Origin of the sequence: Streptomyces sp. NPDC050997, from assembly GCF_040660135.1 — a bacterium.
Classification (GTDB): domain Bacteria; phylum Actinomycetota; class Actinomycetes; order Streptomycetales; family Streptomycetaceae; genus Streptomyces.
The window spans coordinates 62,389-86,696 of the sequence record NZ_JBFAGK010000029.1 but is presented as its reverse complement, the minus strand read 5'-3'; the positions used below and the strand labels follow the sequence as shown (position 1 = coordinate 86,696).

19 protein-coding genes are annotated in these 24,308 nt (G+C 71.4%); 6 read left to right on the top strand and 13 right to left on the bottom strand.

Features of this window, described 5'->3' with window-relative positions; genetic code table 11:
- Positions 1–15 precede the first annotated feature (15 nt).
- Positions 16–1,446 (top strand): xylan 1,4-beta-xylosidase, encoded by a 1,431-nt coding sequence (locus tag AB0H86_RS39990; RefSeq protein WP_362450381.1) that lies wholly within the window; start codon positions 16–18, stop codon positions 1,444–1,446.
- 48 nt (positions 1,447–1,494) lie between these two features.
- On the opposite strand, the gene AB0H86_RS39985 is transcribed toward AB0H86_RS39990, so the two are convergent.
- The 6 genes from AB0H86_RS39985 to AB0H86_RS39960 form a co-directional block, all read right to left on the bottom strand.
- Positions 1,495–5,334, bottom strand: coding sequence for a lipopolysaccharide biosynthesis protein (locus tag AB0H86_RS39985; protein ID WP_362450379.1), 3,840 nt, complete (start codon positions 5,332–5,334; stop codon positions 1,495–1,497).
- Positions 5,327–6,127: a polysaccharide deacetylase family protein gene (locus AB0H86_RS39980; RefSeq protein ID WP_362450377.1), complete on the bottom strand. Its 801-nt coding sequence runs from the start codon at positions 6,125–6,127 to the stop codon at positions 5,327–5,329. The genes AB0H86_RS39985 and AB0H86_RS39980 overlap by 8 nt, the downstream gene beginning before the upstream one ends.
- Positions 6,120–7,118 carry a glycosyltransferase family 2 protein gene (locus AB0H86_RS39975; RefSeq protein WP_362450375.1) on the bottom strand — a complete coding sequence of 333 codons (999 nt, stop codon included), beginning with the start codon at positions 7,116–7,118 and terminating at the stop codon, positions 6,120–6,122. The genes AB0H86_RS39980 and AB0H86_RS39975 overlap by 8 nt, the downstream gene beginning before the upstream one ends.
- On the bottom strand, positions 7,115–7,936 hold the full coding sequence (locus AB0H86_RS39970; protein WP_362450373.1) for a glycosyltransferase family 2 protein: 822 nt from the start codon (positions 7,934–7,936) through the stop codon (positions 7,115–7,117). Before AB0H86_RS39970 ends, AB0H86_RS39975 begins: the two co-directional genes overlap by 4 nt.
- A 421-nt stretch (positions 7,937–8,357) precedes the next feature.
- Positions 8,358–8,768 (bottom strand): hypothetical protein, encoded by a 411-nt coding sequence (locus AB0H86_RS39965; protein ID WP_362450371.1) that lies wholly within the window; start codon positions 8,766–8,768, stop codon positions 8,358–8,360.
- Positions 8,769–8,940: 172 nt separating this feature from the next.
- Positions 8,941–10,149, bottom strand: coding sequence for a S8 family peptidase (locus AB0H86_RS39960; protein WP_362450369.1), 1,209 nt, complete (start codon positions 10,147–10,149; stop codon positions 8,941–8,943).
- A gap of 316 nt (positions 10,150–10,465) precedes the next feature.
- Between AB0H86_RS39960 and AB0H86_RS39955 the strand changes: the two genes are divergently transcribed.
- A complete protein-coding gene (locus AB0H86_RS39955) occupies positions 10,466–11,272 on the top strand; it encodes an SGNH/GDSL hydrolase family protein (protein ID WP_362450367.1) in 807 nt (268 codons plus the stop codon).
- A gap of 23 nt (positions 11,273–11,295) precedes the next feature.
- Here the strand turns inward: AB0H86_RS39955 and AB0H86_RS39950 are convergent, their stop codons facing one another.
- The 4 genes from AB0H86_RS39950 to AB0H86_RS39935 all read right to left on the bottom strand — a co-directional run bounded on the left by AB0H86_RS39950 (position 11,296) and on the right by AB0H86_RS39935 (position 18,246).
- Complete coding sequence (locus AB0H86_RS39950; protein ID WP_362450365.1) at positions 11,296–12,924, bottom strand: protein kinase; 1,629 nt, start codon at positions 12,922–12,924, stop codon at positions 11,296–11,298.
- Positions 12,925–12,969: 45 nt separating this feature from the next.
- Positions 12,970–14,727, bottom strand: coding sequence for a sulfite exporter TauE/SafE family protein (locus tag AB0H86_RS39945; protein ID WP_362450363.1), 1,758 nt, complete (start codon positions 14,725–14,727; stop codon positions 12,970–12,972).
- Positions 14,724–16,562, bottom strand: coding sequence for a tetratricopeptide repeat protein (locus tag AB0H86_RS39940; protein ID WP_362450362.1), 1,839 nt, complete (start codon positions 16,560–16,562; stop codon positions 14,724–14,726). Before AB0H86_RS39940 ends, AB0H86_RS39945 begins: the two co-directional genes overlap by 4 nt.
- A 151-nt stretch (positions 16,563–16,713) precedes the next feature.
- A complete protein-coding gene (locus AB0H86_RS39935; RefSeq protein WP_362450360.1) occupies positions 16,714–18,246 on the bottom strand; it encodes a DUF4331 domain-containing protein in 1,533 nt (510 codons plus the stop codon).
- Between the two features lie 232 nt (positions 18,247–18,478).
- Between AB0H86_RS39935 and AB0H86_RS39930 the strand changes: the two genes are divergently transcribed.
- From AB0H86_RS39930 to AB0H86_RS39920, 3 genes are all read left to right on the top strand, one after another.
- The gene (locus tag AB0H86_RS39930; RefSeq protein WP_362450358.1) at positions 18,479–19,021 is read left to right on the top strand and encodes a sigma-70 family RNA polymerase sigma factor; all 543 of its coding nucleotides are present in this window, start codon (positions 18,479–18,481) and stop codon (positions 19,019–19,021) included.
- Positions 19,018–19,866, top strand: a complete 849-nt coding sequence (locus tag AB0H86_RS39925) for an anti-sigma factor (protein WP_362450355.1) — start codon at positions 19,018–19,020, stop codon at positions 19,864–19,866. Before AB0H86_RS39930 ends, AB0H86_RS39925 begins: the two co-directional genes overlap by 4 nt.
- 126 nt (positions 19,867–19,992) lie before the next feature.
- Positions 19,993–20,262 carry a hypothetical protein gene (locus AB0H86_RS39920; RefSeq protein WP_362450352.1) on the top strand — a complete coding sequence of 90 codons (270 nt, stop codon included), beginning with the start codon at positions 19,993–19,995 and terminating at the stop codon, positions 20,260–20,262.
- A gap of 251 nt (positions 20,263–20,513) precedes the next feature.
- Here AB0H86_RS39920 and AB0H86_RS39915 read toward each other — a convergent pair whose 3' ends face one another.
- Both AB0H86_RS39915 and AB0H86_RS39910 read right to left on the bottom strand, forming a co-directional pair.
- Positions 20,514–21,296, bottom strand: coding sequence for an ABC transporter permease (locus AB0H86_RS39915; protein ID WP_362450350.1), 783 nt, complete (start codon positions 21,294–21,296; stop codon positions 20,514–20,516).
- Positions 21,293–22,252: an ATP-binding cassette domain-containing protein gene (locus AB0H86_RS39910; protein WP_362450347.1), complete on the bottom strand. Its 960-nt coding sequence runs from the start codon at positions 22,250–22,252 to the stop codon at positions 21,293–21,295. Before AB0H86_RS39910 ends, AB0H86_RS39915 begins: the two co-directional genes overlap by 4 nt.
- 63 nt (positions 22,253–22,315) lie before the next feature.
- Here AB0H86_RS39910 and AB0H86_RS39905 point away from each other — a divergent pair, with 63 nt between their 5' ends.
- Entirely contained in the window at positions 22,316–23,029 is a 714-nt protein-coding gene (locus tag AB0H86_RS39905) for a TetR/AcrR family transcriptional regulator (RefSeq protein ID WP_362450345.1), read from the top strand.
- Between the two features lie 42 nt (positions 23,030–23,071).
- Here AB0H86_RS39905 and AB0H86_RS39900 read toward each other — a convergent pair whose 3' ends face one another.
- Positions 23,072–24,229, bottom strand: a complete 1,158-nt coding sequence (locus AB0H86_RS39900) for a type ISP restriction/modification enzyme (protein WP_362450343.1) — start codon at positions 24,227–24,229, stop codon at positions 23,072–23,074.
- Positions 24,230–24,308: the final 79 nt, after the last annotated feature.

The following is a 24,308-nucleotide window of genomic DNA, read 5'->3' as shown; positions in this document are numbered from 1 at the left end:
TTACCGTTGCCCTCGATGGGACGTCATGGGTGGAATTCGGGGGCCGGGCGGTGGCGGCTCACCGCGCTGCTGGGCGTGGGCCTGGCCGCGCTGGCCCTGGTCGTGACCCTGCTCAACACGCTTCCCGGCAACGGCGGCGGCAGTGAGGGCACCTCACGCGACGGCGACAAGGTGCACGGCACGCCGAGGGCTCCCACAGGTGCGTCGAAGCCCGAGGTGGGCTGGGGTTTCACGCACACCCAGTTCAGCGCCGACGAGGGGGCCGGTGCCGCCACCCGGCGCGTCGAGGATCTGCTGTCGAAGGCCGGGGAACTGCCGCAGAACCAGCACATCATGGGCTGGGGCGCCGACAACCCCGAGCCGGTGAAGGGCCGTTACGACTTCGGGGCCCTGGACCGCCGGGTCGACTTCATGCGCGCCTCCGACGCCACCCCGGTGATCACCCTGTGCTGCTCCCCGGACTGGATGAAGGGCGGCAAGGCGGGCGTCGGCAACACGAACTGGAGTCAGGCCGCCCTGGAGAGCGCGCCGACGCCCGACCACTACCAGGACTTCGCCGACCTGGCCGCGACCGTCGCCAAGCGCTATCCCGACGTACGCCACTTCGTCGTCTGGAACGAGTTCAAGGGCTTCTGGAACGACGCCGAGGCCCGCTGGGACTACGAGGGCTACACCAAGCTCTACAACCTGGTCCACAAGGCTCTCAAGGCTGTCGACAAGGACATCATGGTCGGCGGGCCGTACCTGGTGATGGACAGCGTCGATCCGCGCTCGGCGGACGCCTCGACCACCTTCAAGGGGCCCTGGGGCGCGATGGACCAGCGGATCCTCGACGCCTTCGCCTACTGGAACCGGCACAAGGCCGGCGCCGATTTCGTGGTCGTCGACGGCTCCAGCTACACCAACGACGACGAGTTGCTGCCCGACGAGTTCGCGGCCACCGACAAGTTCACGGCGGTGGGGAAGTGGGTGCGGGCCCGCACCGGTGACCTGCCGCTGTGGTGGGCCGAGTACTACGTCGAGCCCGGCGACGCCGACGACGAACGCAAGGGCTGGTCCGAGACCCGCCGGGTCGCCGTCCAAGCCGCCGGGATGATGGCCATGGTCAAGGGCGGCGCCTCCTCCGGCTTCTACTGGAACCCGGAGAAGAAGAAGGGCACCGACTGCCCCGGCTGTCTGTGGACCCCGACCGACCGGGGCGGCGGCGGCGCGAAACTTCCCCTGTACGACCTCGTCTCCCGCTTCGGTACGGAGTTCCCGCCGGGCACCACCTACCGGACGGTGTCCGTGGCCAAGGACGACGTACCCAACGTGCGGGTCCTGGCGACCGACACGGTGGCCCTGGTCGTCAACACCCTCGACCGGTCGATCAGCGCCCAGGTCGACGGCAGGCGGTTCGAGATGCAGGCGTACGAGGTGAAGTGGCTCGACCGGCGGACCGACTGAGCCACCACACCTCGCCGCGCTGAGGCGAGCCCCGCCGCACGGGGAGCCCTACTTCATCGTCAGGAACCGCTGGACCAGCGCGGCGAACAGCACCGCCAGCAGCGGCAGCGAGAACCAGAAGCTGCTCTGCAGCCACCGCAGCTGCCGCACACTCGGCCGCACCGCGACCCGGACGACCTCCCGCGCCGTCAGCAGCACGATCAGCGCGAGCGCCGCCAGCGCCCCGACGACCGTCCACGGCGTCCACGTCACCTGCGGCCCGATCGGGCCCGGGTCCGCGGCCGGGACCTTGCCCTCGGGCTGCTTGCGCAGCGTGTACATCGTCACGTCGTCGTTGACGAGGACCTTCCGCAGCTCCGGCCGCTCGTCCAGGTGCTTGACCAGCCGCGGTTCCCAGCTGTCCGAATAGCCCACGTCCAGCCGCAGATAGACGACCTGACTGCGGTTGATCATCAGATACGAGTGCGGGCCCGCGTCCTTCAGCGCCTTGACCAGGCCCGACACCAGCACAGGGTCGGACGGCGCCAACGTCGGCACGTACTCGACCTTCTCCATGTCCTTGGCGCCCCACGGCATCGCCGGCGTCACGTTGTCCACCGTGTCGTTGCTCAGCCACAGCAGCCGTACCGTCGGATCGTCATGGGCGTACACGTAGTCCATGGCGGCGACCTCGCCGGGCCTAATCCGCTCGAACGGCTCGTTGCCCCAACGCGCCACCAGGAAACCGCCCATGAGGACCAGCCCCGCCATCAGCGCGGCCAGCGGGGCCAGGCTCACCCGGTCCTTGTCGCGTTCCTCGACGGTGACACCGGTGCGCGGGAACAGGGCGAGGGCGGCGAGCAGGGCCGAGCCGGGCAGGGCGAACATGAAGACGCGCAGCGCCATCTCACCGCCGTACGACTGCATGCCGAAGCCCAGGAACGGCACGAAGGTCAGGACCAGCAGCGACCGTTCGCGGTAGTGGTGCCAGCGTCGGCGCCACCAGCCCCAGCAGGCGAAGGCCATCACCCCGCCGGCCAGCAGCACCCGCACGTACAGCACGAGCTTGTGCGTCGAACTGCCGCCCTGGATCCGGCCGGACACCGACGACGACACATTGCCGCCGACCCCGCCGACTCCGCCGAACAGGTCGTCGAAGTGCCCGGACCAGTACGGCTCGGCCATGAAGCCCACCCAGGCGGCCACCAGCACCCCGAACAGGATGGGCAGGCCGCGCAGTTCGCTGCGGCCGACCAGGACGAGCACCGCCAGCACCCCCAGCATCACGAACGGGGTGAGCTGGTGGGCCGGGACGCTCGCCGCGAACAGGCCGATCACGATCACCAGCAGCACGGCCCGCTGCCGCCGGTCCGTCGGCTCGACCTCGATCTCGCCGGGGCGCCGCTTCGCCCAGATCACGCCCGGTGCCCGGAACCAGACGAGCAGGATCGCCACGAACACCAGATACAGCAGATACGTGAAGCCCTGCGGGGAGAAGTAGTCCTGCCCCACCCAGCCGCTGAGCACGAAGACCCAGATGCCGGTCCACTTCGCCCGCCAGCTCGCCCGCATCGAGCGCACCAGCAGGAACATCGGGGCCAGATAGAGGAGTTGGACGGCGGTCGGCCACCAGCGGATGACCTCGGTGAGGTCGCTGACCCCGCAGGCCTTGGCGACGAACGCGGCCGCAGCGAAGAAGCCCGGCCAGCTCCAGCGCGCGTCCAGGTCCGGTACGGCCGACCCGGTCCGGTCGATGTAGTCGATGAACCCGAGATGCTGCCACGCCGTCGCGAACCGCGGTTCCGTCTCGATCACGGCGGGCAGCGCGTGCAGGGAGACGACGGTCGCCAGCAGCGTCACCAGCAGCAGCGCCCGGTGCTCGCGCCCGAGCCACAGCAGCGACGCGAACACCACGACCAGCAGCGCGGCCCCGACCAGGGTGGGCAGGGGCAGCACGGAGATCAGCCCGAGCCCGCCCATCTCGTCCAGGTCGGCCTCGCCCAGCCGCAGCGCGGGCACCCAGTAGAGGAGCAGCGCGGCGGTCAGCAGACAACCCAGGATCACTCCGACGCGGGTGGGCAGCCCACGCGCGGGCGCCGGTGCCGCTTCGGGCTCCGGTGCCTCCGCGGCCGCCATGGCCTCCGCGCCCGCGGGCGTCTCCTCCGGTACGTCCGCCTCGGCGTCCCCCGCGATGTTCTCCCGCGGCTCGAACGGGGCGTCCACCTCGGCCTCGGCCTCCGCCGGCCCGAGCGAGGCCTCGGCGCCCGGCTCCCTCGCCTCGACGGGCAGCCCCAGCTCGGGCTCCCGCGCCCAGGTCGGCTGTCGGTCCTCGGGGTCCACGGGGGTGCCGGTGGGCGGTGTGCCGGGGCCCGGGCGGACGTCCGGTCGGCGTTCCAGGTGGTCGAAGTCGACGTGGATACCGAGGGCCAGGGTGTCCTTGTCGAGCGCCCAGCCGGGCCCGCGGCGGTGCGGTCCGGCCGGAGCGGGGACCTCGCGCGCCCCCAGGTCGGCGAGGTCCCCGTCCGGCGCCGCGCCCTCGGGCCGGTCGCCCGCCCCGGCCCGGACGGTCTTGTACAGCTTGGGCGCGGCGATCGCCACGATCACCGCGAGCGAGGAGATCTCCGCGACGCCCGCGCCGGTCAGGCCCATGCGGGGCAGCAGCAACAGCGTCAGGCCCAGCACCAGAACGCACAACAGGCCCTGCATCCAGGCGAGTGGGCCGGTGCGGCTCTGCGCCCGCAGCACCGCGAAGTACGTCTCCATGACGACCCGCAGCACCGCGCCGACCGCGAACCAGCGCAGCAGCGGAGTGGCCGCGTCCGCGTAGCCCGCGCCGAACACGCCGAGGATCCAGGGCGCCCCGACGAACAGGATCCCGGCCACCGGCAGCATGATCCGGGCCATCCGCCTGAGCGCGGCCCGGGTGTTGGCGGCCAGCCGGCGCGGGTCGTGCGAGCCCTCCACGGTCAGTGAGGCGCCCATGTTGATGGCGAGCAGGTTGATCGTGCCGCCGATGGTGGTGGTGATGTAGAAGTACGCGTTGTCCTCGGAGCTGACCTGCGAGGCGATGATCACGGGGACCAGGTAGACCACGGCGAGGGAGAACAGCGAGCCGGTGTAGTCGCCCGCCAGGAACCGCCCGATCTCCTTCACCGTCGGCGGCCGCGCGTGCGCGTCGGTGGCCTCGATGTGCCGGGGCGCCAGCCGCCGGAACACCAGCCAGCCCAGGGGCAGCACGGAGAAGGCGATCGCGGCGACCCACGACACGAACACGCCCGAGGTCGGCAGGGCCACCGCGAACGCGACCAGCAGCCCCAGTTTCACCGCGGAGAACACGGTGTTGCCGACCGGCACCCACAGCGCGCTGCGCAGCCCCGTCAGCACCCCGTCCTGCAGCGTCAGCAGCGACCAGGCGACGACGGCCACCACGAAGCCGAGCCCGTTGAGGGGCCCGTGCAGAAAGCGGTACGACGGCCCCCACAGGTTCAGGGTGAGAAGGAAGACCAGCGCGGCCACGCTCACGATCACCGAACTGCCCGCGTACGTCCGGAAGATGAGCCGCCCGGTGGCCCGGCCCGCGACCGGGATGAAGCGGGCCAGCGCGCCGGTCAGGGTCACCGCGGTCAGGCCCGCGAGCAGCTTCATCGCGGCGATCGCGGCGGAGCCCTGGCCGACCGCCGACTCGGAGTAGTAGCGGGCGGCGGCCAGCCAGAAGCCGAGGCCGAGCACCGCGGAGATGCCGGTGTTCAGCATCAGCGCGTAGGCGTTGCGGAACAACTGACTGCCCCCCGGCGACCGGCCGAGGCCGGGCAGCCTAAGCCGGCGCCCCGACCGTTCGGGCGCCCCGGTCGCGGGCGAGGTGTCCTCGGGCGTGGTGTCCTCGGGCGTGGTCGTGGTCGTGTCAGACACGGGAACGGATGGCCTTCCGGCGGATCTGACGTGCTCTGCGGACCAGGGCGTACCCCTTGGTGAGGGCACGGTCCCCGGCGAAGTTCCGGGCGATCGCGCGGCCCTGGACGAGCCGCTCGAACTCCTCGATGCCGGTGCTGCGGCGCACGGTGACGCGTCGCAGGGCGTACGGCCCCTGCCGGCGGCGGGCCAGCCCGTTGCCGACGGCGAGCGCCTGACCGTACCCCGTCTCCCGCACCGCCTGTCGTACCCGGCGGCTGGAGTAGCCGTAGGGGTAGGCGAACGAGGCCGGGACCGTGCCGAGTTCGTCGGTGACGATCTCCTTGCAGTGGATCAGCTCGTGGCGCAGCGTGGCGTCGTCGAGCTGGTCGAGCTGCGGGTGGGTGTGGCTGTGTCCGCCGATCTCCACGCGGGCCGCGGCGAGTTCGCGGATCTGGTCCCAGTCCAGCATGGTGTCGAGGCCGCCCCCGGTGTCGTACGCGCCCCGGATCCAGCCGGTGGAGACGAACAGGGTAGCCGCGAAGCCGTACTTGGCGAGCACGGGCAGCGCGTGCCGGTGCACGCCCTCGTAGCCGTCGTCGAAGGTGATCAGGACGGGCCGTGCGGGCAGCGGGCGTCCGGAGCGCCAACGGGCGGCGAGCTGGGCGGTGTCGACGGGGGTGAACCCCAGCTCGCCGATCATGTCCAGCTGCTCGGCGAAGGCGTCCGGGGCCACCGACAACTCCCGGGTGGCCTCGTTCGGTTCGGCCGCGATCGCGTGGTACATGAGGATCGGCACCGGCGCCTCAGCCATCCGCTTCCCCCTCGATCGCGACCACCGAGAAGGTGGTGGTGGCGCGGCGCGCCCGGACACTGCCCACGACATACCCGCCCGCCGCCGTCAGCACCCCGGCGACGATCGCGCCCGCGCGGCCCGCGCCGCCCGGACGGGCCAGCAGGGCGTCCCGCAGACCGCGCGCCACCCCGGCCGGCAGCACCCGGGTCGCGTAGCGGCGCTCCGACTCAAGTCCCTTGTCCGTCCCCACACTTCGGGCCACCAGCGCCTTCGACAGGCCCTCGGCGTACGCCCGGCTGCGGAAGTACCCGAAGTGCTCACGCGCCTCGGGCACCCGGTGATGGATCACCGCACGGTCGTCGATCAGCAGGATCGCCTCCGGTCTGGCCCGGGTGAGCCGGATGCAGAGCTCGGTCTCCTCGCAGCCCAGCGGCCGCTTGTCGCCGTCGCGTCCGATACCGGTGGCGAAGCCGCCCGCCGCGTCGAAGGCGCTGCGACGGAAGGAGGCGTTGCCGCCCAGGACGTTGCGCACCCGCACCCGGCCCGGGGGCAGTCCCCGGTAGGTGCAGCCGACCACCCAGTCGAACTCCTCGGGAAACCAGGCCGGTCGGCGGCCCGACGCCCAGATCGGCACGGTACGGCCGCCGACGGCCAGCACCCGTGGATCGGCGTAGCCCGCGGCGAAGTGCCGCAGCCAGTCCCGCTCGGCCACGGCGTCGTCGTCCAGGAACGCCACGACGTCGCCGTGAGCCGCGGCGATCCCGGTGTTGCGGCCGGCGGACAGACCGCGGGGGCCCGCGTTGGCGAGCACCCGCACCTCCTCGGGCTCCTTGTACTCCTTGTACTCCTTGGACAGCCGGTCCAGGAGCGCCGCGTTGTGGTCGACGACGAGGAGTGTCTCCAGTGCGGGGTGCGACTGCTCCCGCACCGAGGAGACCGCCGCGAGGATGTCCTCCCAGCGGTCCTCGGTGTAGACGCAGATCACGACGGAGATGTCGGGACCGCTCAAGACACCTCTCCCCGGACCGAGTCGAGCAGCGGGGAGTGCTGCGGCCGACGGCGCAGGGCCCGCCGGTTGGAGCGCTCCCGCAGGATCACCTTGAGCACCCTGAGCCCGTCCCGCACGGCCCGCAGATTGCTGGTGCCGTGGATGCGGAGGTACTCGTGGCTCGGTATCTCCTGCACCTTGAGGCCGGCCTTCACCACCCGGATGTTCATCAGGGTCTCGACCTCGAAGCCGGTGCAGTCCAGCTCGATCTTGTCGAGGCAGTGCCGCCAGAACGCGTTGTAGCCGTAGCACAGATCCGTGTAGCGGGCGCCGAACTTGCGGTTGACCGCCGTGCACAGCGCCCAGTTGCCGAGCTTGCGGATGAAGGTCATGTCGTCGGTGCCGCCGCCGTTGGCGAACCGGGACCCCTTCGCGAAGTCCGCGCCCGAGACGAGGGCGGAGACGAAACTGACGATCTCGTTGCCGTCGGCCGAGCCGTCCGCGTCGACCATCACGATGATGTCGCCGGTGGCGGCCTGGAACCCGGTGGTCAGCGCGTCGCCTTTGCCCCTGCCGTGCTGTTCGACGACCCTGACGTCCGGCCACAGGGAGCGGGCCACTTCGACGGTGTCGTCGGTGGAGTTGCCGTCCACAAGGACCACTTCGTGTATCCAGTCCGGAAGTGTCTTGAAGACATAGGGGAGATTCTCCGCCTCGTTCATGGCGGGAATCACCACGCTCACCGGCGGCGTGATCGCCAGGTGAGAGGAGATCGGACGGTATTCACCGGCCGTTGACGGATCCTGGCCCGTACTGGCCGGGCGCAGAACTGAGCTCATGAGTCTGGTCCCTCTCGTCCGGTGGACCGCCCGCCCCTGGGCAGCCCGGTTCTTTGTCCGGTTCGAAAGGGGGGTTCTCACCCGAGGCATGCCGGAAGTGATCTCCGTGCGTGCCGGGTGAGCTGGCAAAGCTGGCCGGCCTTGGAAAGCGGAAGCCGGTCTCGCGGCACGGCTCGGTCACACGTGCGGTCACCGAGCACGGCACCCCCCTACCGCGCCCCGCGCCGGAATCCATCGCGGTCCTGAGCCCTCCCCTGAGCCGCTTGATGACGGACCGATGCGGGTGAGATGTACGACGGTATTGACGATTGAGCCTGTATGGCAAGACCTGAAACGAGGCCTCACGTTTTTGTTGGTTTGACCGTTACCGATCGACAGATGCCGATCGACAGCTATTAGGGCGACAGGTGCTGATCGACCGTTACCTGTCCACTGGGACAGGCGAGTCGTCGGCTTCGTGCGCCGGACGGCCGCGCGGTCGCCGCGCCAGAACCAGCAGCAGGGCGAGGACGCTGATGGCGGCCACGGCCACGATTCCGCCGCGCACCGACCAGCGGTGCACGGCCAGCATGCCCTGGGCCACCAGCATGTTGACGACGACCGAGCCCGCGACCGCGGTCAGCAGCCGACCGAACGGCTCCAGCCCGCGCAGCGCGGCGGCGATGGCGGCCGCGGGCGCGGCGAGCAGGAAGAACAGGGTGAACGTGCCGCGCAGCGGTGAGTCCGAGTCGGCGAGCGCGAGCAGCGCGCCGCATCCCGCGACGGCCGTCGCGGCGCCGGCGAGCAACGGCGACAGATCTCTTGACGATGCCTTGACGCGTATGGTCCGCATTGGCGACTTTGCCCCCCGAAGCGCCGGATGTCGGGCTTCAATGTCGCTCAGCCGTGCGGGGGCCGTCAAGCGCGAACGTTCCCCGGAGGCGCGGGTGGCCTCCGGGGAACGCTGGTTCAGGTCATACGAGTTGGTGCCGCGGAACTCACGGCACTCACGGCACTCACCGCACTTACGGCACGATCTTCAGCAGACGGTTCGGGGAGCCCGTGCCCGCGCTGGTGACCTTGCCGGTGGTGGATCCGTTCACCAGGGCCGTGGCGACCTGCGCCGGGGTGGCCGAGGTGTGGTTGGCCAGGTAGACCGCCGCCGCGCCCGCCACGTGCGGGGTCGCCATCGACGTACCGGAGATGGTGCTCGTCGCGGTGTCGCTGGTGTTCCAGCCCGCCGTGATCGAGGAACCGGGGGCGAAGATGTCCAGGACCGAGCCGTAGTTCGAGTAGCTGGCCTTGGCGTCGGTGCTGGTGGTGGCGCCGACCGTGATCGCCGCGGCGACGCGGGCCGGGGAGTACGAGGAGGCGTCGGCGCTGCTGTTGCCGGCCGCGACCGCGTAGGTCACGCCGCTCGCGATGGAGTTGGAGACCGCCGTGTCCAGGGTGCTGGAGGCGCTGCCGCCGAGCGACAGGTTGGCGACCGAGGGACCGCTGTGGTTCGAGGTCACCCAGTTGATGCCCGCGATGACGCCCGCGGTGGTGCCGGAGCCGGCGTTGTCGAGCACGCGGACCGCCACGATCTTCGCCTTCTTGGCGATGCCGTAGGTGGTGCCGGCGATCGTCGTGGCCACGTGGGTGCCGTGGCCGTTGCCGTCGTCGGCGGTGGTGTCGCCGTCCACGGCGTCGTAGCCGTAACTGGCCCGGCCGCTGATCTGGGAGTGCGTGATGCGGACGCCGGTGTCGATGACGTACGCCGTCACCCCGCTGCCCGCCGTGTCCGGGTAGGTGTAGGTGCCTGAGAGCGGGAGCGATGCCTGGTCGGAGCGGTCCAGGCCCCAAGGGGCGCTGGACTGGGTGGTGTCGGTGACGTGCACCGTCTGGTTCTGCTCGACCGTGGCCACCGACGGGTCGGCGGCGAGTCTCCTGGCCTCGGTCGCGGACAGGGTCGCCGTGTAGCCGTTCAGCGCGGCGCCGAACGTCTTGTTCACCGCACCGCCGTACTCCTTCACCAGGCTCCGGCCCTCGGCGGAGGAGGCCTTGAAGTCCACGCCCTTCTTCAGCGTGACGATGTAGCTGTCCTTGATGGCGGTGGGGGATCCGGCCGCCAGGACCGTGCCCTCGGCGGGGGCGGCCTGGGCGGGGAGAGTGGTGAGCCCGCCCACGAGGGCGGCGGTCGCCAGGCTGGTTATCGTGGCGAGCCGGACCTTGTTGCTACGCAGGTGTGCCATTACGAAGGATTCCTCCTCTAGGCGGCGCGCGCCTTGGGTGGGGACGCGCGTCTGTGGGGGATGCGCGTGTCATCGCGCGCACGGCCACGGAGCGCTGCGTTCCTCCCCATGACTGAGTAAAGAATCAGTGGTCTACGGGTGTAGATCAAGGGACTTGAGGCTCTGTCATACGTTTGTCATGCACGCGTAATTGAAAACGTGGGGAACGGGGTGGGGTGCTCCCGTAAACGGCCGAAAAGTCTTGGCATGGACACTTCCCATCAACGCGCGTAGTTGCTACGACGGTTGTGGCAGAAATCCTGCTAAGGGAGGTTCCATGAGACGTTCCCGACTTGCCGTACTCGTCAGCTCACTCCTCCTCGCCGTAGGCACCGCCCTCACCGGGGCAGCCACGGCCCACGCGTCCCAACACGCCGCAACCGGCGGCTATGTGGCGCTCGGTGACTCCTACTCCTCCGGGGTGGGCACGGGCAGCTACCTCTCCGCGAGCGGCGACTGCAAGCGCAGCGCCAAGGCGTACCCCTACCTCTGGGCCGCCGCCCATTCACCCTCCTCCTTCGACTTCACCGCTTGCTCGGGCGCCCGAACGAGTGATGTTCTGGCGAGTCAACTCACCCCGCTCAACTCCGCCACCGCCCTCGTCTCGCTCAGCGTCGGCGGCAACGACGCCGGATTCTCCGACGTCATGACCACCTGTGTGCTCCAGTCCGACAGCTCCTGCCTGTCCCGGATCGACACCGCGAGGGCGTACGTCGACTCGACGCTCCCCGGCAGGCTCGACAGCGTCTACTCAGCGATCCGCGCCAAGGCACCGGCCGCCCGAGTGGTCGTGCTCGGTTACCCCCGCTTCTACAAGCTCGGCGCCACCTGCGTCGGCCTCTCCGAGACCAAGCGGAAGGCCATCAACGACGCGGCCGACTACCTGAACACCGCGGTCGCCAAGAGGGCCGCGGACCACGGCTTCGCCTTCGGCGACGTCCGCGGCACCTTTACCGGCCACGAGCTCTGCTCCGGCAGCGCGTGGCTGCACAGCCTCGAGCTGCTCAACATCGGGGAGTCGTACCACCCGACGGCGGCCGGCCAGTCCGGCGGCTTTCTGCCGGTGTTCAACGGCCTGGCCTGACCGTCAGGGGAGTGCCGGCGCCGTCACGGCGTCGCTGAAGTAGAGGGGGAGGCCTCGTCCGACGGGGCCTCCGACTCACAGGTCACCGAGAACGGCACCGAGTTGGACGTGGTCCGCACGGGATCGCGGACCTCGACACTGATCTCGTTCTCGAAGCTGCCGTTGTCGGCCTTCGTCGTCACGAACGCCGTGTCCTGCTTGGTTTTTCCGCCGCCGTCCGGGAACGAGAGGGTCTTCCACCCCGCGTCCATGACTTCGCCGTCCCGCGACACCCAGCGGTAGCTGACTTCGGCCGGCACCGTGCCCACCGTGAACGTCGCCGTGAAGGCGGGCGCGTCGTTCTGCGCGGGCGGGCAGGTGCCGGAGTACTCCGTGCGCGAGCCGGCCAGGGAGACCTTCACCGACTGCGGCGGGGCGGCGGACGTGGACTCGCGACTTTCGCTGGGCGTGGGCTCCGAGCTCGAGGTGTCCTTCGGCGCGGTGTCGCTCACCGAGGGCGAAACCGGCGCGGACGTCTCGTTCTTGGTCCCTCCGCCGTCGGCCTTGTTCCCGTTCCCGTCGTCACCGTTCAGCAGCGCGTACGTCAGCCCCGCGATCGCCAGCGCCAGGGCGGCGATGCCCGCGACCAGCACGACGGCCGCGCGGCGGTTGCGCCGCGGTCCGGTGGGTCCGCCGGGGGCGGTCGTGGGTGCCGTCCGGCCGTCGGCCGGGGCGGGCTGCGTCCACTGGGACGGACCCGGCGAGGTCGGCGGCGGCTGCTGATGGGCCGCGACGGTCGGCGGGTACGCGAACGAGGACTCCGGCCCGAAGTCCGCGCGGGGTGTGCCGCCCGCGCCGATGACCCGCAGGTCCTCTTCGGCCCGCTCGGCCGACAGCCGCTCGGCCGGGCCCTTGCGCAGCAGCCCCTCGATCACCGGGGTCAGCGGACCGGCCCGGAGCGGCGGCGGCAGCTCCTCGTCGACGATCGCCCGCAGGGTGCTGAGCGGGGTGTTCTGGCGGAACGGGGAGTGGCCCTCGACCGCCGCGTAGAGCAGGACGCCCAGTGCCCACAGGTCGGACTCGGGGCCGGGCGTGCGGCCCAGCGCCCGCTCCGGCGCCAGGAACTCGGGCGAGCCGATGACCTCGCCGGTCATGGTCAGCGCGGAGCTGCCCTCGACCATGGCGATGCCGAAGTCGGTGAGCACGACCCGGCCGTCGTTCGACATCAGCACGTTGGCCGGTTTCACGTCCCGGTGCAGCACCCCGGCCTCGTGCGCGGCCCGCAGCGCGGACAGCACCTCGGCGCCGATGTGGGCGGCCCGCTGGGGGGCGATCGGCCCCTCCGCCTCCAGCAGTTCGGCCAGGGAGATGCCCCGCACGATCTCCATGACGATCCAGGGGCGGCCGTCCTGGGTGGCCACGTCGTACACCGTCACCACGTTGCGGTTGGCGACCCGGGCCGCCGCCCACGCCTCCCGCTCCAGCCGGGCGTACATCCGCTCGATCTCTGATCCCTGCAGCCCGGCGGGTGCCCGTACCTCCTTGACCGCGACCTCGCGGTGCAGCACCTCGTCGTGAGCACGCCACACGGTTCCCATGCCGCCCTCGCCGAGCGCGGACAGGAGACGGTAGCGGCCCGCGATCAGACGTTCACTGCCCGGTTCTTCGGACACGGGCGTCCCCCATTCGCATCCGCGTGATTTCTCCACAAACGTAGCTCAGCCGAGTGCGGATGCCGCCCCCTTGAGCACCAATCCGACCCCAAGGGTCACGACGACGAGCGCGGATCCCAGAGGTGCGGTCCTGCGTACCAGGGCCGTCAGCGGACTGGCGGTCCACCGTGGACGCTTGTCCAACACCCGAGTGACACCGGTACCCAGTTTGACGACGGCGAAGCCGGCCGCGGTCAGGGTGAGGGCGAGTCCGACGCCGTAGGCGACGACGAGCAGGAGCCCGAACCAGGCCTGCCCGAGCGCTGCGGCGCCCACGAGCACCACGACCGCGGACGGACTGGGCACGAGCCCGCCGGCGAAGCCGAGGAGGATCGTGCCGCGCAGGGTGGGGGCGGTGTCGTGGGTGTGGCTGAAGCCGCCGTGCGAGTGCGTGACGGAGTGGCCCTTGCCGTGATCGTGCGTGTGGGGGTGGGGATGGGGGTGGTCGTGCCTGGGGGTCGGGGACAGGGCGGGAGAGCCGGCAAGGGAGGCGGCGGAGGTGGTGTGGCTGTGTGCGGCGGCCAGGACCAGCGGACGCTCGTGCGCGTCGGCTGTCTCGTGCGGGTGGCCGTGATCGTGCGGGTGGTCGTGACCGTGGTCGTGGCTGTGACCGTGACCTGGCCCGTGGTCGTGACTGTGACCGGGCCCGTGGTCGTGGTGGTGCCCCTGACCGTCGCCATGAGCGTGGTCGTGCCCCTGTGCCTGCCCGCGCGCGTGGGCCCGGTTGTGCCAGGCCCGTCGTAGGAGGGTGAGCCCCGCGGCGGTCACCATCGCGCCGCTGGCGATGCCCAGCCAGGCGATCACCGAGGGCGCCGCCGCCGAGCCGGCCGTCACCAGGATGCCGAGGGCGACCACGCCCAGGGTGTGGGTGACGGTCACCGAGGCGGCCAGCGGGAGGACGTCCTTCATCCGGGCCTTGCCGCCCCGGGCGGCCGCCACCGCGGCCATCAGCGTCTTGCCGTGGCCCGGTGCGAGCGCGTGCATCGCGCCCAGGGCGACGGAGATCAGGATCGCCAGCGCGGCGAAGCCGAGGGTGAGGTCGTTGCGGGCGACCAGGGAGTCCAGGGCCCGCGTCCAGCGGTCGGCGCCGCGCGGGAGGACGGAGGCGGCGGGAGCGTCCCGGTCGGTCTCGGCCAGGGCCGCGCCGCCGGGGCGGACCCGGAACGACGCGGTCGTGGTGTCGGCGGGGGAGGACAGCAACTCCTCCGGATACTTGGTCAGTTCGCCCGACAGCGACTTCTTCGGTACGTCCGAGCCGGTGAGCGTCATACGGTCGCCGCGCGCGGTGATCTCCCGCCAGCCCGGGCCGGCGGAGGTGGCCGCGCTGTGGAAGCCGAGGGTCACGGTCTTGTTCTCGGGCAGCGGCGCGGTAAGCCCGCACTCCACGCGGAGGGTGTCGAGCCCGGCCTGCCCGGGACGCACCCGCACCTGGCTGCCGTGCGCGGTGAGCTTGACCGTACGGCCGTCGACGGTGACCTCGCTGTCCCGGGCGGCCGTCGCACACCGCTGCCGGGCCCACTCGGTCGTGCCGAGCTTCTTCAGGTCCGGCTTGGCCTGGGTGGCCGGGATCTCGGCGAGGTCCTCGACGTGCTGGACGCGCAGTTCGCCGGGGGCGGCGACGAGTCCGTCGTAGTGGTTGACGGTGAAGTTGCCGAGGGGGTGGGCGCTCGCGGCCCCCGAGGGGAGCAGCACCAGCGCGCACACGGCTGTGAGCACGGCCGCGCCGGAGGTGCCGAGGCGACGGGTCGCGAACCGGGCCTTCACCGGCCGACCCCCAGTGCCTTGAGCGCCTTACGGGCCTCGCGGGCGCCCAGCGGCGAGAAGCCGGGGTTCAGCTCCAGCGCCGCCGTCAGATGTGTGCGGGCCTCCTTCTCGTGGCCGGTGGCCCGCTCGATCATCCCCCGGTGGTAGCGGAACGCGGCGTTGCGGTAGCCGGTGGCGGTGGCCCGGCGGGCGTACGGCAGGGCCTCCTCGTCACGGCCGTTGACATGCAGGGCCCAGGCGAGGGCGTCCGCCGTGTGCACGGTGTGCCGGCGGGACCACTCGGCGCGGGCCGCGCGCAGCGCCTCGGCCTTGTCGCCGTGGTCGGCGGCAGCGAGCGCGGTGTCGAGGTCGACGTTGACCTTGTTGGCGCGGGCGAGTGCCGTCCAGGCGTCGACGAGGGCGTACTGGTCGCGCGCCTTCGCCCGGTCGCCCTCGGCGTCCCGGTCCTCGTACAGCTCGCCGAGTTCGACCAGCGGGCCGGGCAGCGGGTAGCGGGCGACCACGGCCTCCATGTTCCGCAGCGCGGCGGCCTTGTCGCCGTCGGCGGCCTGGGCGCGGGCACGGCCCTCCAGCGCCGGGAGGTAGTTCTCGTCGGCTGCGAGGGCGCGCGCGTAATGGGTCAGGGCCGCCTTGTAGTCGCCCTGGTTCCAGGCGAGTTGGCCGAGAGAGGTGGACACGTAGGCCACGTCTCCCGGGGCGGTGGCGGTGGCGAGCGCCTGCTCCAGCACCCGCTTCGCGGTCGCCACGTCACCGCGCAGCTCGTGCACGTACGCGTACCGCGTGAAGACGGGGACGCCCGGCCGCCGGGTGTCGGCGGTGTCGGCCGCCTTCGACGCGTCGTCGTAGCGGCCGAGTTCGACGAGCGCGTCGATACGGGAGGACAGCGCGCGTTCGCTGTAGGGGTTCTGTTCCAAAGTCGCGTCGGCGTACTTCAGCGCGTTCTCGAAGTCGTGCCGGGCGGCTGCGAGGGCCGCTCGGCCGGCCAGGGCCTGGTCGTTGTCCGGCTCCAGCTCCAGCGACCGCTTCAGGGCACGCTCCGCCTGCGGGTAGCGCGAGGGGTCGCCCTTGGTCCTGGCCTGCTCGACGTAGGCGAGACCCAGGGTGGCCCAGCCGCCGAAGTCCCGGGGCTGGCCGCGGAGATGAGCCTGGAGAGCGGTGATGCTGGCGTCGATGTCGCCGCTGGTGAGCAACTGGGGCGACAGCGCGGCGGACGCGGGTGCCACCGCCGTACCCCCGCCGTCCCGAGCGGCCCCCACCACGATGGCCCCGGCGGTGAGCGCCACCGCCAACAGGGCGGCACACCCGGTGAGTTGGGCAACCCGCCAACGCCGCCCGGCAGCCGAGACCCGCCGTACGGCCACGACCCGCGGATCCGTAGCCGCCCCCTCACCGGCCCCACCGAGCTCCTCGCTCGGCGTGCCGGTGCCGGCCTCGGCTTCAGTGGCGGAGTCGCCGCTGTCGCCGCCCTCCGTGACGGGGACGATGTCCTGGTCTTCCTCCGCACCGGCGCCCTGCGACGCCGTGTCCGGGCCCACGCCGGTTTCCTGGTGGGTGGGTTCGGGGCCCGCGGCCGAGTCGGCTTCGGATCCGGTCGCCGCGGTCGGCCCGTCGGGTCGCGACTCCGCGCCCTCCGGCGCGGTGGCTGCCTCGGCCTCGGCGGGCTGGGGCGCCGGCCCGGAGGCCGGCTCGGTGGCCTTCGGAGTCTCGGTGGCCTCCGGCGTGTTCGGTGTCTGAACCCCGGCGGGCGAACCCGTGCCGTGGTCGCGCTCCGGTGCGGCGGGTGGCGGTGCCATGTGGCCGCCTTCCGGTGCGCTGTCGTTCGTACGCCGGGGCATGCCCTCTCCTTGGTCGACGTGTCGACGGGTCGACGGACTGTTCAACCTGGTTGTCGTGCTGCGGCGCGGCCCGCGCCGTGGGGGATGGGTACGAGCGGACCGCGCCAGTCGATGGGACGGGCTCCCGGCCGGTGCGGCCGGGAGGGCCGGCCTAGTACGCGCGGTCCCGCATCCGGCGCCACCACATCAGGGCCCCGCCGATCAGCAGGATGCCGAGCGCACCGGCACCGGCGGAGCCGGCGATCAGGGTCATGTTGTCGGAGCTGTCCGAGCCGGCCGGCTGAAGGGCGTCGCCGAGCTGGCTGCGGACGTCGGTCCCGTCGGTCGTGCCCTTCGCGAGCGGGCCACGCGAACCCTCCGTCGGCAGCGCGACGTACGGGAAGGACTTCTCGAAGTTCTTGTCGTTCTTGTCGACCGCGTCACCGAGGTCGTTCTTCGCGCCGAGCAGTTCACCCTCGACGACCTGGAGCGAGGCGTCGATCACGTCGTCGGTCAGCCGGCGCCCGTTCGGGAAGCCCGCGGTGTCGCCGTCGAGCACGCCGAGCCGCTTGGGCTTGGCGGTCGGCTTGATCGAGGTGTTGAGGCGCAGTTCCTCGGCCGGCGTCACGTACGGCGGCTGGTTGAGGTCCTTGACGCCCTTGAGGAACACGTCGACGAGGTCGTTGCGGGGCTCGTCGGGCGCCTTGATCTTGTAGATCGCCTCGATGAGCTTCGGCAGCTCGGGGTTGGTGACGTTCTTCAGGAACTGGCCGTCGTCCTTCGGCTCGGACGCGTTGAACTTGTCCTTGTCCTTCAGCGGGTTGACGACCTCGTTGACCAGCGGGTTGCCCAGGCGTGAGACCTGCGCGTAGTACCCCTGCGCGTTCTTGCGCTGCGTGGTGGACCAGATGCCCACGATCGGCTGGTCGTGCGACTCGGTGATCATCTCGGTCGGCACCTGGAGGGCGATCGAGTTGACGTTGTAACCCTTGAGGGTGTCGTTCCCGACCTCGGTGAGGTTTCCGCCGTACAGCAGGTCGAAGACCCGCAGATCCAGGAAGAACGGGTCGTCGGCCTGGCCGGCGAAGGTCTTCGCGCCGTTGGCGAGCTTGTGCACCGCCTCGTAGCGCAGCTTGCTGTAGTCCGGCATCGACGCCTTGCCGACGTTCGACGGCGCCACCGGCACATCGTCGGCGACCTTCGTCTTGTACTTCGCCTTCCCATGTTCAAGCTGGAACAGCTCGATGTCGTACGTCTGCGTGATGTTGAGGTCCGGGTCGTCCAGGCTGGTGACCGCGCCCGTGTTGTAGAGGAACGTCTTGTCGTTCTTCGTGTGCGTCTTGAACGTGTACCGGAACAGCAGGTCGCCCAGGCCGTCACCGTTGTTGTCGACGTGCAGGTCGTACTGGGCGTCCTCGGCGAACGGGAAGAAGTTCGGTCCGCCCGCCGGCTCCTCGAACGGGATCCAGTTGGCGACGATCGTCGTCGAGTCCGGATGGTCCGGGCTGACGAACGCGTACACGTCGGTGTTGTCGTACTGGGGCTGCCCCGAGATCAGCGGGGCCTCCCGGTGGCTGGAGGCGGAGGCCGCCCCCGGTTCCAGCGTGGCCACGCCGACTGCTGCGAGCCCGCCGGCGGCCAGCGCCCCGCATATGAGGGTCGCAAGGCTCCGGTGTCGCGCGCCGGTCCTGGAGTTTGGTGTCATGCCGTCCGTCCTCAGTGCCAACTTGCCTGACGAACGCGATTCGGAGCGGTCGGCAGGGTGGATTGGTCGAATCCCAAACGTTCTTACGGCGGAAGTGAAAACTTGTTTCATCGACAGCCACCCGCGTTTTCGGCTCGTCGATCCGTAACCCCATCCGGAGGTGGGTTGGTTGCGAATGCCTCGTGGGACGGGACGGCGGCCCAGATGCGGTCTGGCTGGAGGGGGAGACGAGTTGGAGGCGGACGAGTTGCTGGTGCTGGTGGCCGGCGGCGACCAGCGGGCATTCGAGGAGTTGTACGGGCTGGTGTCCGGACCGGTGTTCGGACTTGTGCGGCGGGTGGTACGGGATCCGGCGCAGTCGGAGGAGGTGACGCAGGAGGTGCTGCTGGAACTCTGGCGGTCAGCGGCCCGGTTCGACCCGGGGCGCGGCAGCGCCCTGTCCTGGGTCCTCACCCTCGCCCACCGCCGGGCCGTCGACCGGGTACGCAGCGCCCGCGCGGCCGGCGAACGCGAGCAGCGCGAGGCCCGCCGCGCCCACCACCCCGCCTTCGACCAGGTCACCGAGGAGGTGGAGGCCGGACTCGAACGGGAGTGGGTGCGCCACTGCCTGGAAGGACTTACCGCCCTGCAGCGACAGTCGGTCACGCTCGCCTATTACGAGGGCTATACGTACCGTGAAGTGGCCGAGCGGCTCTCCCTGCCGCTGGGCACGGTCAAGACCCGGATGCGCGACGGACTCACCCGCCTGCGCGAGTGCCTGGGAGGTGTCGCATGAGCCTGAGCGACCGCCTGTTCCGCCGCGGGGATCTCCACTCCTTCGCCGCCCCGTACGCCCTCGACGCCCTGGAGCCCGCCGAACGGGTCCGCTTCGAGAAGCACCTCAGGAAGTGCGCCCGCTGCGCCGCCGAGGTCCGCACCCTGTCCGAGGACGCCGTCCGGCTCGCCTGGTCGACGGCCGCCCCGGCGCCCGCCGCGCTGCGCGACCGGGTGCTGGCCGCCGTACGCACGACTCCGCAGGAACCCGCCGCCCGGCCGGAACACCGGCAGGAGTACCGGCAGGACCCGGGACGGGCGCGGGCGCCCCAGTTGCCGCCGCATGTGTGGGGCACGCAGCCACCGCCGTCACGCTCCCATGCGCCGCGCTCGCGCCCCCTGTTCGTGCCGTTCGCCACGGCGACGGCGGCCGCGGCCCTCGTGGTGGGGTCCCTGTTCGCCGTCCAGGCCAACAAGACACAGGACACGCTGAACGCCGAACGGGCCCGGGCGAGTGAGATCGCCCACGTTCTCGCGGCTCCCGACGCCCGGGCGACAACCGGGCAGGACCCCAAGGGCGGAACCATCGGAGTGATCGCCTCCGCCTCGGAGGGGCGTGCGGTGGTGACCCTGAGCGGGTACGGCGATCTGCCGAGCGACCGCGTACGCCAACTGTGGCTGATGCGCCCCGACGCGCAACCGCGCTCCCTCGGGCTCTTCGCCGACGACACGCCCCTGGTCACATCCGGCCTGAACAAGTCGGCGACGTCACTCGCTGTGACCGTCGAGCCGGGCGGGGGCTCGAAGCAGCCCACCACCCAGCCGGTTGTCCAACTCGCCCTGAAATCGGTCGGATTCGGAGAGTAACCGGGGAGGAGTCGTCAACGCCCTTATGGGGAAGGTGAATCATGCGACCGCGATACATGAGTGCCCCGAGGGGGCGATAGGGTTACTCTGCCCGGGCCGGGTGGACTCGTACGGGTGGGGAGTGACATGGAGCAGATAACAGTGCGCAGCAGGGCGAGGGTTCCTGCGATCACATGCGGGAGCAGTGCAACCAGTTCGCGTCTTGATCGCCATCTTTCGGTGCTGGGGGGCCCTGCCGTCCCGCAGCGGGAAGCGGCTGAGGCGACCTCGCTGATGCGTGAGCTGACCGCACGTGAGCCCGCACAGAACCGGAGTGCCAGGGGAGCGCGAGTGCGCCGCCTCTCGCTCTTCGCGCCATTGCGTCGGCTGCGCCGTTCGCTGTTCGGCGGGCGCTGAGCGACACCGGCGTTCCTCGGGGCCGACCCGAGGAGCCCTCGCTCGGGTCGCCACGCCGTCCCGGCGCGACGCCGCGTTTTTCCTTGTCCGTCACCCCACGGCACGCGGCGGCGCACCGGTCGTGGCTCCCGAGCGCGGGGCAAGACCCCCGTCCATCCCCCGCGCCCTCATCCACGCCGCCCGCCGCCTCCACCCGGCGTGCCGGGCGGCTCCGCCCGGTACGGGCGTCGATCCGGCCTACCGGCGCCGGTTCACCGCTCGCCGTTCGCGTACCGGTGCACGGCGGCCGGTACGAACACCGCCAACAGCACCGCGCACCAGACCAGTGACCCGGCGATCGGATGGGCCACCGGCCAGGCCGCGCCCTCCGGCACCGGCGCGTTCCCGAACAGGTCCCGCAGGGCCGTTGTCACCGCGCTGATCGGATTCCACTCGGCGACCACGCGCAGCCAGCCCGGCAGGCCATCGGTCGGGATGTACGCGTTCGACAGCAGTGGCAGCAGGAAGGTCGAGCCGCCCAGCTGGCCAGCGGCCTCCTCGTTCCGGGTGAGCAGGCCCAGGAAGATCCCGATCCATGTGGTCGCGAACCGGAACAGCAGCAACAGGCCGAAGGCGCCCACCGCTTCGAGCGCGCTCCCCTCGATCCGCCAGCCCACCGCGAGCCCCACCAGCAGGAAGGGCACCGTGCCGGCCGCCGTGACCACCAGATCCGCACCGGCCTGTCCGAGCGGTACCGCCGCCCTGCTCATCGGCAGCGTGCGGAAGCGGTCCATCACGCCCCGGTGGGTGTCCTGGGCCGCCTGGAACATCCCCGTCATGATCCCGTTCGCGGCGGTCGCCACCAGCAGGCCCGGCATCAGGAACGAGCGGTACTCCTCGCCCGGCATCGCCAGCGCGCTGCCGAAGACGTAGCCGAAGAACAGCAGCATGGTGACCGGCATGGTCTGGGTCAGGATCAGCAGGCCCGGGTTGTTCCGTGCCCGCCGCAGCTGGCGGCCGAGCATCGCGGTTCCGTCGTACGCCAGCATGCTCATGCGGCGACCTCCTTCTGGTCCTGGGGGGTGTCCTCGGTGAGTCGGAGGAACACGTCGTCGAGGGTCGGCGGGCGCAGGCTCGCGTCCAGCAACGGCACGCCGGCCGCGTCCAGTTCACGCACCAGCCGGGGAAGCGTGAGTGTCGAGTCCCGGGTGACCGCGCCGACGGCCTTGCGTTCGTGGTCGAACGTCGGCTGTGTGCCGGTGAGTTGGTCGAGGACGCCCGCCGCTGTCGCCATGACGTCGACGTCCGCGACGACCACCTCGACATGCGCCCCGATGAGTGCCTTCAGTTCGGTCGGCGAACCGGTGTGCGCCACCCGGCCTCCGTCCACCAGGGCGATGTCGTCGGCGAGTTGGTCGGCCTCCTCCAGGTACTGCGTGGTCAGCAGTACGGTCGTGCCGTCCGCGGTGAGGTCGCGTACGGCGGCCCAGATCAGGTTGCGGCTCGCCGGGTCGAGGCCGGTCGTCGGCTCGTCCAGGAACAGCACCTCGGGGCGGCGGATCAGGCTCGCCGCCAGGTCCAGCCGGCGGCGCATCCCGCCCGAGTAGGTGGCCGCGGGCCGGTCGGCGGCCTCGGTCAGTCCGAAGCGGTCGAGCAGTTCCCCGGCCCGCCCGGCCGGCCCGCGCACCCGGTGCAGCCGGGCGAACAGGTGGAGGTTCTGGCGGCCGGTGAGGTCCCCGTCGACCGACGCGTACTGCCCGGTGACGCCGATCCTCGTCCGTACCGCCGCCGCCTCCCGGACGAGGTCGTGTCCCGCGATCCGCGCGGAGCCGGCGTCCGGCCGCAGCAGGGTGGTGAGCAGTCGGACGGCCGTGGTCTTGCCCGCCCCGTTCGGTCCGAGGATTCCGCAGACCGTGCCGGTCTCCACCGCGAGGTCCAGGCCGCGGAGTGCGTGGACAGCACCGAACCGCTTCTCCAGACCTTCACTAAGTACAGCGTACGTAGTAGTCATGTCTCGACCATAGCGCACTACGTACGGTGTACGTAACTACGATGGTGGACGAGGTGATGATCGATGGCGGGCCGAGCGGCCGTACCCGAAGTGATCTGGGCCCGTCCCGACCGCACGGGCCGGGGACCGAGACCGGCGTTCACGCGGGCGGACATCGCGGCGGCGGCGGTGCGGATCGCCGACGCGCAGGGGCTGGACGGCGTCTCGATGCGGCATGTCGCGGCCGAGCTGGGCTGCGGGACGATGTCGCTCTACAACTACGTCCCCCGTAAGGAGGACCTGTACGAGCTGATGGTGGACGCGGTCAGCGGGGAGCACGAGCTGTGGGAGCCGAGCGGCGACTGGCGCGCCGACATGCTCCGGGTGGCCCGTCAGTCCCGGGAACTCATGCACCGGCATCCCTGGCTGCCACGGCTGATGTCACCGGTGTACGGCTTCAGCCCCAACGCCCTGCGCTATCTCGAGCACTGCATGGCCTGCCTGGACCCCTTCGACGCGCCCTACGGCACGAAGATGGAGCTGCTCGCGATGCTCAACGGGTGCGTGACGGTGTACGTCTCGAGTGAGCTGTCCACGGCCGAGCGGTCGCGGTCGCTGCCGTGGTCGGAGGACCAGGAGAACGCGGTGCGGATCGCCTATCTGGGCGGGCGGATCGCCTCCGGCGCCTATCCGAGGCTGGCCGCCGCGTTCACGGAGGACGCGGGGCCGATCGACATGGAGGCGGTGTTCCAGCGGATGCTGGGCCGTGTGCTGGACGCCTTCGAGCCCAGGGGGTAGGTAGGGGCGGAGGCCGGCGGGCAGGGCCCTGGTGCCGCGGCACTAGAGCAGGGCGAACTGCCCTTCCGGGCCTTCCTCGTGGTGGTCGAGGACCGAGGCCGGCCGACGTGTCGCCTCGGGCGCCGGAAGGATGCCCGCCTTTCTCAGCTCCGGTGCCGTGATCGGGGCGGACACGGTGAACTCCGCCCGCCGCGGGCCCAGTTCCGCCAGCAGCGCGAGCACGGTGATCAGCTCCAGCAGTTCCGACGTCCACGTCTGCGGCCAGGTCACCGGGCGGATCGCCGCCAGCGTGCCCGGATCGGCCGTCGCCGTGCGGTTCGCGAGCCACTGCTCCAGGACGCGCACCCCCGCCACCTCGAAGTCCCAGGCCTGCGGGGGGACCGGGGAGATACGGCCGTCGTCGAGGTGCAGGGACTCCTCGTCGCGGTCGTAGCGCACGGTCAGCGGGCGGTCGGGCAGCGGGGCGCGGACGTAGGGGCGGCGCCCGCCGGGGAGTTTGGGGCGGGCGCCGTCGCGGCGCATCAGCCAGAGCGTGCGGTGGCCCAGTTCGACGCCGTGCGCCCAGAGTTCGGGGTCCTCGGTGAGCGGGACGGTGAGGCCGGGGCGGGCCGCCGTCACGATCCAGGCCAGCAGGTCCGCAGGGGTGGGGGAGAGGCCGAGGCGGGCGGCCAGGTGCTCCAGCAGGCCCGGTGCCAGGTTCGGTTCCGCGCCGCCGGGGCGGCGGTAGAGGGGGCGGATCCGACCGGGGCGAAGGAGCGGGAGCAGTGAGGTCGCGAGGAGTTGGGAGCCGGCGGCGTCGGGCATCTCGGCGACGAAGATCTGCTGTTCGTCGGCCACCCGCCACAGCTCCGGCCGGGCGCTGTCGATCAGCCGCTGGTCCGGAATCAGCCACTGCTCGTCGAAGGGGCCGTGCAGCACCCGTACCGGCTGCGGGCAGGGCCCCGAGGCACGCACCAGCTTCTCCGTGCCGCCGTACCGGCCCGGCAACTGTCCGACGGCCGAGTGGAGCGTGCGGGAACGGGTGGGTTCGAACAGGGTCTCCCGGCCGGGGCCCTCGGCTTTCAGCAGGGCGTCCCAGCGGGCCCTGAGGGATGCCGGGTCGGGGCCCGCCGGCCACCCCCGGCCGAGCCGGGGCGGTGCGACCGACCACGGCATGAGGTCCGCCAGCGGCGGAGCGTCGTCGTGCGTCACGCTGGGCATCGTACGACCTGCCGGCGACAGCGGGACGAGGGCCTGTCCGGCCACCCGGCCGAAGCGCCACCGTTCCGGCACGCTGTCC